The 9,385-nt window shown below is 65.7% G+C and carries 8 protein-coding genes; 5 read left to right on the forward strand and 3 right to left on the reverse strand.

Annotation, left to right across the window (positions count from 1 at the left end; translation table 11 throughout):
- Positions 1–229: 229 nt before the first annotated feature.
- Positions 230–1,099, forward strand: a complete 870-nt coding sequence (locus WA317_RS11950) for an oxygenase MpaB family protein (RefSeq protein WP_425173231.1) — start codon at positions 230–232, stop codon at positions 1,097–1,099.
- Entirely contained in the window at positions 1,086–1,679 is a 594-nt protein-coding gene (locus WA317_RS11955) for a TetR/AcrR family transcriptional regulator (RefSeq protein WP_425173238.1), read from the forward strand. Before WA317_RS11950 ends, WA317_RS11955 begins: the two co-directional genes overlap by 14 nt.
- A 1-nt stretch (position 1,680) precedes the next feature.
- Here WA317_RS11955 and WA317_RS11960 read toward each other — a convergent pair whose 3' ends face one another.
- A complete protein-coding gene (locus WA317_RS11960) occupies positions 1,681–1,848 on the reverse strand; it encodes a hypothetical protein (protein ID WP_425173232.1) in 168 nt (55 codons plus the stop codon).
- On the opposite strand from WA317_RS11960, the gene WA317_RS11965 reads away from it, so the two are divergent.
- The gene (locus WA317_RS11965; protein ID WP_425173233.1) at positions 1,847–3,664 is read left to right on the forward strand and encodes an amino acid permease; all 1,818 of its coding nucleotides are present in this window, start codon (positions 1,847–1,849) and stop codon (positions 3,662–3,664) included. The genes WA317_RS11960 and WA317_RS11965 overlap by 2 nt on opposite strands.
- 15 nt (positions 3,665–3,679) lie before the next feature.
- Here the strand turns inward: WA317_RS11965 and car are convergent, their stop codons facing one another.
- Together car and WA317_RS11975 are read right to left on the reverse strand one after the other, a co-directional pair.
- Positions 3,680–7,279 (reverse strand): carboxylic acid reductase, encoded by a 3,600-nt coding sequence (car, locus tag WA317_RS11970; protein WP_425173234.1) that lies wholly within the window; start codon positions 7,277–7,279, stop codon positions 3,680–3,682.
- A 101-nt stretch (positions 7,280–7,380) separates the two neighbouring features.
- Positions 7,381–7,776: a nitroreductase family deazaflavin-dependent oxidoreductase gene (locus WA317_RS11975; protein WP_425173235.1), complete on the reverse strand. Its 396-nt coding sequence runs from the start codon at positions 7,774–7,776 to the stop codon at positions 7,381–7,383.
- A gap of 22 nt (positions 7,777–7,798) precedes the next feature.
- Here WA317_RS11975 and WA317_RS11980 point away from each other — a divergent pair, with 22 nt between their 5' ends.
- Positions 7,799–8,200, forward strand: a complete 402-nt coding sequence (locus WA317_RS11980) for a nitroreductase/quinone reductase family protein (RefSeq protein WP_425173236.1) — start codon at positions 7,799–7,801, stop codon at positions 8,198–8,200.
- A gap of 192 nt (positions 8,201–8,392) precedes the next feature.
- Positions 8,393–9,385 (forward strand): glutamate-1-semialdehyde 2,1-aminomutase (locus WA317_RS11985; RefSeq protein ID WP_425173237.1); only part of this gene is annotated, 993 nt, incomplete at its 3' end.

The following is a 9,385-nucleotide window of genomic DNA, read 5'->3' on the forward strand; positions in this document are numbered from 1 at the left end:
GCCCCTGGCGGGGTCCAGCAGGGCGTTCAGCGCCCACGTGCTCGCTGCTCCGGCGACGGCACCGGCACCGAGACGCAGTGCGGCCCGGCGGCTCAACTGCGGCATGAGCGGCATTTTGCCGCGACCACCGCGGGGACCAACAGGACCACGCCAGACTGTTATCGGAAGGTGATCGCGATGACGTGCCGGCCATGCTGAAACAAAGGACGATTAGTGTAACATTGTGCCAATGACGGAGCTCTCGCGCACGCCGCCGGCGCGCGATGGCAGCCTGCCGCTGGGGCCACAATCGTTGGTGTGGCGCTACTTCGGGGACAACCGGATGTACCTGATCGGGCCCCGACCGGCGGTGCTGCAGAACATGCTCGCCGAACTCGGGCAGGGCGTCCGGGACCACTCGGTGTTCTTCGACGACACCGCCGCACGGGTCAAGCGCTCGCTGCCACCGATCTTTATGACCGTTTACGGTTCCGACGACGACCATCCGGGCCACCAGGTACGCGACTTCCACCACCAGATCAAAGGCGACATGCCCGACGGAAAGGGCAAGGCTGCGCGCTACCACGCCCTGGATCCGGAGACTTACTACTGGGCGCACGCCACTTTCGTCGAGCAGGTGCTCTACTTCGCCGACACCTTCGTCAAACGCCTCACCGACGAGGAAAAGCGACAGATCTACCTCGAGTCCAAGACGTGGTACCGCCGCTACGGGGTCAGCGAGCAGTCGATGCCCGCGGACTACGCCGACTTCCAGCGGTACTGGGACCACATGCTCAACCGCGTCGTCGTCGCGCACCCGACGGCCAAATACGGTGTCGGTTATGTGACCAGGGGCGTTCCCTGCCCCGAAGGTGTGCCGCCGCTGGTGTGGCGGGTGTCGGCGGTGGTGCTCAACCCGCTCGCGGCTTTCCTGACTACCGGCGGTCTGCCACCGCAGGCGCGCCTTTTGTTGAACCTGCCGTGGAGTGCGCGGCAGGAGCGTAGGTACCAGCGTTTCGCGGCGGTGTGGCGCTCCCGGCCGGTCAACTGGCTGTGGAAGCGACTTCCGATGTGGTTGCGATACAACAGATTTGCGCGTGCAGGATATGCGCGCGGCTGACCCCACCACCCAGGCGATCCTCGACGCGGCCGTCGTCGAGTTCGAGCAGCACGGCTTTCGCCGGGTGGCGCTCGACGACGTGGCCCGGCGGGCCCGGGTCAGCCGCACCACGATCTACCGCCGATTCGCCGGCCGCGACGAACTGGTGGCGGCCGTCATCGACCGCGAGAACGCGGCCCTGTTCACCGACATCGCCGATGAACTGAAACGCGTGGGCCCGCAGACGAATTACTACGTCGAGGCGTTCACCTTGTCGATCGTGCGGTTTCGCCAGCACCGGGTGCTGAACCGGATGATCGCCGATGAACCGGGGCTGGCCCTGGAGTTGGGCCACCAGCACTACGGCGCTGCCATTCAGCGGATGGCGGCTGCGTTACGGGTGATCTTCCCCGCCGGCTTCGCCGAGCGGATCGGCGCTGCAGCCACCGACGAACTGGCCGACACCATTCTGCGTTACGCGGCGGTGGCGCTGCTGCTGCCGAGTCGCCGGCCGTTGGTCGGCGACGACGACATCCGCGCCTTCGCCACCGAGCACTTCCTGCCCAGCCTGCCCGCGGCGCTCAAAGCCGTTCCGGTATGAATCACCCGGGCGTCGTCTCGCCGCCGCTCAGCCTGGTGTCCTGGGCGGTAGTGGTCGCGGGATATTTTCTGGCCAGGTGGTGGCGCGGGCGCAGCGCTGCGAAGAACCGGTCGATAGGCTCGAAAAGAGCTGCTTGACGAGCGGCGGTGATCACGGGGGAGACCGGCATGGAGACGTCTGCAGAACTGCGACAGGGGCTGTCGCAGCGTCAACTCAACATGATCGCCATCGGCGGTGTCGTGGGCGCCGGGTTGTTCGTCGGATCCGGCTTCGTCATCAGCGCGACCGGGCCCGGCGCATTTCTGACTTATGCGCTGTGCGGCGCACTGATGATTCTGGTGATGCGGATGCTGGGCGAGATGGCGACCGCGAACCCGTCGACGGGGTCGTTCGCCGATTACGCCCGCCAGGCTTTGGGCGGCTGGGCAGGGTTCTCGGTGGGCTGGCTGTACTGGTACTTCTGGGTGGTCGTGGTTGGTTTCGAGGCGGTTGCCGGCGGAAAAATCATCACGTACTGGTTCAACGCGCCGTTGTGGCTGCTGTCGCTGATCCTGCTGGTGACGATGACTGCGACCAATTTGTTCTCGGTCTCCTCGTTCGGCGAGTTCGAATTCTGGTTCTCCGCAGTCAAGATCGCGACCGTTGTGGCCTTCCTCGCTCTCGGCGCCGCATTCGTGCTCGGGCTGTGGCCACACCGCCACCTCGACTTCAGCAACCTGACGTCGCACGGCGGGTTCTTCCCGAAAGGCGTCGGGGCCGTCTTTGCCGCCATCGCGCTCGTGGTCCCCTCCATGGTCGGCGCGGAGGTCGCGACGATCGCCGCGGCCGAAACCTCGGATCCTGCTCGCGCGGTCCGGCGAGCGACCAATTCGGTGGTCGCTCGCATCGCGATCTTCTTCGTGGGTTCGGTCTTTCTGCTCGCCGTGATTCAGCAGTGGAACGCCCGCGAGGTCAGCCTTTCGCCGTACGTCGCCGCGTTCAAGACGATGGGGCTCCCGGCCGCCGATCACATCATGAATGCGGTCGTCCTTACCGCGGTGCTGTCGTGTCTGAACTCGGGCCTGTACACCGCGTCTCGAATGCTGTTCGTGCTCGCCGCTCGACGCGAGGCGCCATGCCAGTTGGTTAAGGTCGGCCGGCGCGGGGTCCCATATACCGCGATCTTGTCCTCCTCGGTGGGGGGTTTCGTGTGCGTCCTGATGGCCTGGGTCGCGCCGCGCACCGTGCTCCCCTTTCTGCTCAACTCGGCGGGCGCCCTCGTCTTGTCCATATATTTGCTGATTGCGCTTTCGCAGATTGTTCTGCGCCGCCGGACACCTCCGGAGAACCTACAGGTGAAGATGTGGTTCTTTCCGGTTTTGTCGATCATTACCGTTGCCGGCATTGTCGGTGCGCTGGTGCTGATGGCGTTTGAACGACTTGTGCGCATCCAGCTTTGGCTTGGTCTGGTGTCGTGGTCAGTGGTGATTACGCTGTACTTCGTTGGGAAATCGCGGCGCCGGCCGGTCGAGCGCGAACCCGAGCAGCCGCCGACCGGCGCGGCCAACCGGGTACTGGTGCTGGCCAACCAAACCCTCTCAGCGGCGGAACTCTTCGACGAACTTCGACGGGTCGACGCCGAACGGGGTGCGGAATACTTCGTCTGCGTGCCGGCCAACCCGATCGACACCGGGCAGGCCGAGATCGGTGCGGTCTACGTCAGGAACGCCACCATGCAAGCCGCACAGCAGCGGCTCGACGACATGCTGAGCGCGATGCGGGAGATCGGCCTGCGAGCCGACGGAGCACTCGGCGACTTCCGCCCGTGGTGTGCCCTGGCCGGCGCCGTGGACACGTTCCAACCCGATCAGTTGGTCATCTCCACGCTTCCGGTCGAGCAATCGGCCTGGCTTCGCGACGGCTTGATCGCCCGGGCCTGCTCGACGTACTCGATTCCCATCCATCACGTGGTGGCCAGCGCCCCGGCGTTGGGCCTGGCGCGCTGAAACCGCGGTATAGCCTCAGGCGACGTGGGCGCCGGCAGGGGAGTTCAGCAAGCCCAACTGCTGCAAGTCGCTGACATACTTGTCGATCAGCGCTTCGGTCAGATGCGGCACGTCCTTGCTGTCACCGATACCCGCCGAACGCACTGCGGCACGGAACTTTTCGGCGGGCATCTGGCTCCCCGGCAACGGAACCGCGGGCTTGGCAAAGGCGCTGAGCAGCGGCAACAGCGAGTTCTTCCGCTCATTGTCCGGCAGCGACCGCATCGCAGCCTCGAACCGGCTCAGCCACTGGTCGTAGTCGTCGATGCGCTCGATCTGATGACCGCCCGCGACGAGCCAGTCGACGAACGTGTCCAGTGAAATCCCGTCGTCGTGAGTGTTGAGCACGTTGTACGTGCGATAGCCGGAAGAATCCGGCGTGTCCCCGCCGAGTGTGGTGATCGCTTCGGCGGTGAAATCGGCGGGCAACCCGTCGTAATGGGCGCGCTGGCGGTTGCCGTCGGCGTTGAGCTGGTAGAAGGACCGCGGTGCGATGCCAGTAGTGAGCAGGCTCAGAATCAGCCGGGTAAACATGTCCGTCGCGTTGACCTGCCCGCGGTAGCGGCTGTGCGCCAGGATCATGTCGGAGCGGAACACGGCGACCGGCAGGCGACACAGGTCATGGGCATCGCGCAGCAGCACTTCGCCGGCCCATTTGCTGGTGGCGTAGCCGCTGGCGTAGGCGGCGTTCAGCGAACGGGACGCCGACGCATCCCGCACGTCGACATCCTCACCGAGGAAACCGCCGTCGGGCAGCGCGGTCACCGCAACGGTTGACAGGTAGCTGACCGGCTTCAGCCGGTTGGTGATCGCCAACTTGACGATTCCCGCGGTACCAACAACGTTGGGCCCGAACAGCTGGCTGTAGGGCAGCACGTGGTTGACCATTGCGGCGGCGTGCACGATCAGGTCTACCGACTGAGCAAGCCGATTCCAGGTCGCGGTCGCCAGCCCCAGATTCGCCGCCCCGAGGTCACCGGCGAGGACCTCGAGGTGCTTGGCGGCCAGCCCACGGAAGTGCGCAGACAACTCCGGGTCTCCGCTGTCGATGGCGGCCTCGATGCGCTGACGCGCAGCGGCGGGATCGGCACCGCGGACGATGCAGATCAGCCGTCCGCCGGTCTCGGCCAGCCGCTCCAACCACTCCAGGCATAGGAAACGCCCGAGATACCCGTTGGCGCCGGTCAACAGGACGGTGCTGACCGGTCTTTCCGAGCCGCTCGCCGGTGTAACGCTCTGCGCTCCGAGGTGTTGTGCGGTGGCCAATGTCTCGGCGTCGATGAATGCATTCAGGGTCAGCTCCGCGGCGCGAGCGACGGTCGCACCGCGGCCGTGCACCGAGGCGAAGGTGGGCCGCGTCGACGCCGAGTCGCGTTCGCCGTCGATGTAACGGGCGATGGTGCCAAGCGTCGCGGTAGGGCTGACGATCGTCTGGACCGGAACGTCGATGTGGTAGATCTGCTCCAGCAACGAGCCGAACGAAAAGGCGGACAGCGAATCGCCACCCAGCTCAATGAATCTCGAGTCGGCGGGCATCCGGGCACCGGTGGCCTCGCCACCGAGGGTGGCCAGGGCGGCGTGCCGCACGGTGTCAATGGTCGACAGTTCGCGCGCGGCGGCGCGAAGCTGGTCGACCCGGTTCTCCTGGCTCGCGGCGATGTCGGCGTACATCGCCTCCAGCTGTTCGCCGTAGCGTGCCTTCAGGGCGGGGCGCAGCAGCTTGCCGACCCCGGACAGCAGGCCGTTGTCGCGGCTGAACGGCTGAGTCTCCACGATGAACTCGCGTGGAATCTCGTAGGAGTTCAGCCGGTTCGACGCGGCGATCTGCTGTAGCGAGTCGGCTATCAGCGCGTGCGCATCCTGATCGCCGATTGCGTCGACGTTGGGCACGATGACCGCCAGCAGGAACGGCTGATCGCTGCTGCCGTGCAGAAAGATCTGCCGAATGTAGGGGCTGGTGGAAAAGGTCGCCTCGAGTTGAGACACCGCGACGAACTCGCCTTGGGAGAGCTTGATGACGTTGTTGCTGCGGTCCAGGTACACCAGATGGTCCGGCGCTGTCTCGGCCATGATGTCGCCGGTCTTGTAGAACCCTTCGTCGTCGAAGATCTGGGCCGACAGCTCGGGATGCTTGTAGTAGCCGGGGATGATCATGCTGGCCTTGACGTGAAGCTCGCCGCGCGGGTGCGGTTGGTCGGTCGTGAAATAACCGAGCTCGGGAACGTCGACGAGCTTGTACTCGGTGACCGGTGGGCGCCGGATCACACCGTTGCGCATGATTCCGCCGCCGGTTTCGGTGGCGCCGTAGCCGTCGGCGACCGTGACGTCGAGCAGCGACTCGATGAAGGCCCGCATCTGCTTGGACAGCGGTGCGCTCCCGCACATCGCCGATAGCACGCGCCCACCCATAAAGTCCTGCCGCAGCTCGGCTTTCACCTCGTCGTCGAGCTGTTCGCTGACCGGGTCCCCCGTCGACCGGTCGTCGAGTTCTTTGCGGTAGCGCCGGAACATCAAGTCGCATACGCGCGGGACAAGGTTCAAGGCGGTGGGGCGGATAAGGGCGATGTCGTCGAACAGGGTGGACATGTCGCTCTTGGCGGCGAAGTAGCCGGTGCCGCCGGAGGCCAAGGTGGCGATCAGCCATTCCAGGCCGTATACGTGCGATAACGGCATGTATTGCAGATGGATGGCGGGTATCTGCTGGCCGATGTCCAGCGAAGGGGTGTGCGGGCGCTGCCATAGCCGGGTCACCATGTCGGCGGTGTACATCGCGCCTTTGGGTGCACCGGTGCTGCCGGAGGTGTAGATCAGCGTGGCCAGCGGGTTCTCCTCCGGCGGTGGAATGTAGGCTTGCGCCTTCGGCAGTTCGGCGGCGGCGTCCAGTTCGTCGGCCAGCGGAACCATGTCGATGCGGCGACCGGCGGATGCCAGGCGTTCGGTCGCCGCCTGGTACCGCTCGCGGTGCCCGTCGTCCTCTCGGGTGTAGTCGAAGACCACCAGACGCTCCACTGCGGGAATGTCGATCAGCACATCCACTGCACTCCCCAGCGCTTCGATGCTGACCGTGAAGATGCGCGGTGCCGTCTCGGCGATGATGGGACGTAGTTGCTCAGCGGTGGAACTGGTTTGCAGCGGCACGAAGACCGCTCCCAGCCGGACGCAGGTCAGGTAGATCGTGGCGTAGTCGATGCTGGTGAAACCCAGGACGGCGATGAATTCGCCGGGTTGGAAACCGCCGGCGAGGTTCGCCTGCCACGCCGTGGCCAGATCGGTGACGCGGTCCTGCAACTCGCGGTAGGTGATGGTGTGGAATGCCGACAACAATTCGGTCCCGGTGCGGCCGGTGGTTTCGTCGTGCCGCACCTCGCAGGCGCGCTGACCCAACGCCGGCCGGTCGGCGTAACCGGACAGATACTCCTGCGCCACATTCCACAGCCGCAATCCGGGCCGGTGCGCGGCGTCGGTGACCTGCGGCAGCGTTGCCGCAGCCCGGAACTGCGGGTCGGCTGCGTACAGCTGCTTTATGCGCTCGGTTAGTCGCTGTTGTCGGCGTTGTTGTCGGCCTTCGTCGCCCACGAGTGGCCTCCCTCCGTGCCGTGTCGAAGCCGTGCCTCACCCCGCGCCCGTATACCCGCGCCCCCATCGGTCCAGTCTTCAGCGAATCAGAATGTGAGGGCTCACTCTGCCTTGGTGAGCAGCACTGCCTGCTCGAACGGCAACCGGGCGAAGATCGGCCGCCAACCCCCGCTTACGTGCGGCGCCGCTTCGGCTTTAATAACCGTTTGAGGTCCGGTGACGGCAAACGTCTTGCCGTTGCGGCGCATCCGACCGCCTCCTGCCGCATGCAGGTTCTTAAGCCAGTCCCGGTCGGGGCCGTAGGTCAACAGGATTGCCAATCCCGGCTTCCCGTCGACCTCAGCTGGAAACACGTTCAGCGGGGTGCGATACGGCTTGCCGGAGCGTCGCCCGACGTGCTCGAGGATCCCGAACGGCGGAAGCCGGCCGGCCCACAGCCGCTGGATCGGATTGGTGACGTGCCGGTTGAACCGGGCGAGCCGTTGCGGTAGTTGCATGCCGCAATCAAACTCTTAGCTTATGGCCTACCTCAAGCCCCCGTGGTTCACCGTCAAGGTCTTCAACCGGATTGCGATGGCCACCGGCGTCAGTAAGAGCGAAACCCTGACCGTCACCAGGCGGAAGGGCGGGCAGCCGCAGAACATCCCCGTCGTCACCGTCGATGTCGGCGGCAGGAGGTATCTGGTATCCACCCGCGGTGAGTCCGCATGGGTCAAAAACGTCCGCGCCAATCCCAACATCACACTGACCAACAAGTCCGGCGCCGTCAGGTACATTGCCCGCGAAACACCTGCGCAACAGCGCCAGCCGGTTTTGACCGCCTACCGGAAAAAGGCCGGCAAGGTGGTGGAAGGCTATTTCCGCAAACTGCCCGACCCAGCGGACCACCCAGTGTTCGTGCTCACCGAGGCGACGACGTGACAGGCCGCGGGCGATAGCCACGTTCGGAAGGCGCCTTACGACGGCGCTGAGATCGACGCCAGCGCGCAAATGCGCGAGTAGTCCGAACCCTAACGTCGATTTCGGCACAACGGACATGCCAACCGCACAGCAGGCCGCTCACAACTACACCCTGTAGTCGAGCTGATCCGAGCGGCTGGGACACTGGTAATCGTGCATGTTACTGAGCGGACCGGGGCCTCGACGCAGGTTTCGGCGAAGCTGTTCGAGGACGCCTGCGCGGTCATTCCCGGTGGAGTGAATTCCCCGGTGCGGGCGTTCAACGCGGTCGGCGGCACCCCGCGGTTCATCACCGAGGCCCACGGCTACTGGCTGACCGACGCCGACGGCAACCGCTACGTCGACCTGGTCTGCTCGTGGGGGCCGATGATCCTGGGTCACGCTCACCGGTCGGTGGTCGAGGCCGTCACCGCAGCGGCCCGCACCGGGTTGTCGTTCGGCGCGCCCACGCCGAGAGAATCCGAGCTGGCCGCCGAGATCATCGGTCGGGTGGAACCGGTCGAGCGGATCCGGCTGGTCAATTCCGGCACCGAAGCGACGATGAGCGCCGTCCGGCTGGCCCGCGGATTCACCGGGCGCGCGAAGATCGTCAAATTCTCCGGGTGTTACCACGGCCACGTCGACGCGTTGCTCGCCGACGCCGGTTCCGGCGTCGCGACGCTGGGACTACCGTCTTCGCCCGGTGTCACCGGCGCCACCGCCGCCGACACGATCGTGTTGCCCTACAACGACGTCGAGGCCGTGCAACAAACTTTCGACCACTTCGGTGACCAGATCGCCGCGGTGATCACCGAGGCCAGTCCCGGCAACATGGGCGTCGTCCCGCCCGGCGCCGGCTACAACGCCGCACTGCGGAAAATCACCGCCGAACACGGCGCGCTGTTGATCGTCGACGAGGTGATGACTGGTTTCCGGGTCAGCCGAAGCGGTTGGTACGGAATCGACCCGGTCGCCGCCGACCTGTTCACCTTCGGCAAGGTGATGAGTGGTGGACTGCCCGCCGCGGCCTTCGGCGGACCGGCAGAGTTCATGGAGCGGCTGGCGCCGCTGGGGCCGGTGTATCAGGCCGGGACGTTGTCGGGCAATCCGGTGGCCACGGCCGCCGGGCTGGCGACGCTGCGCGCCGCCGACGACGCTGTCTACGCC

It is taken from the genome of Mycobacterium sp., from assembly GCF_049802695.1.
Classification (GTDB): domain Bacteria; phylum Actinomycetota; class Actinomycetes; order Mycobacteriales; family Mycobacteriaceae; genus Mycobacterium.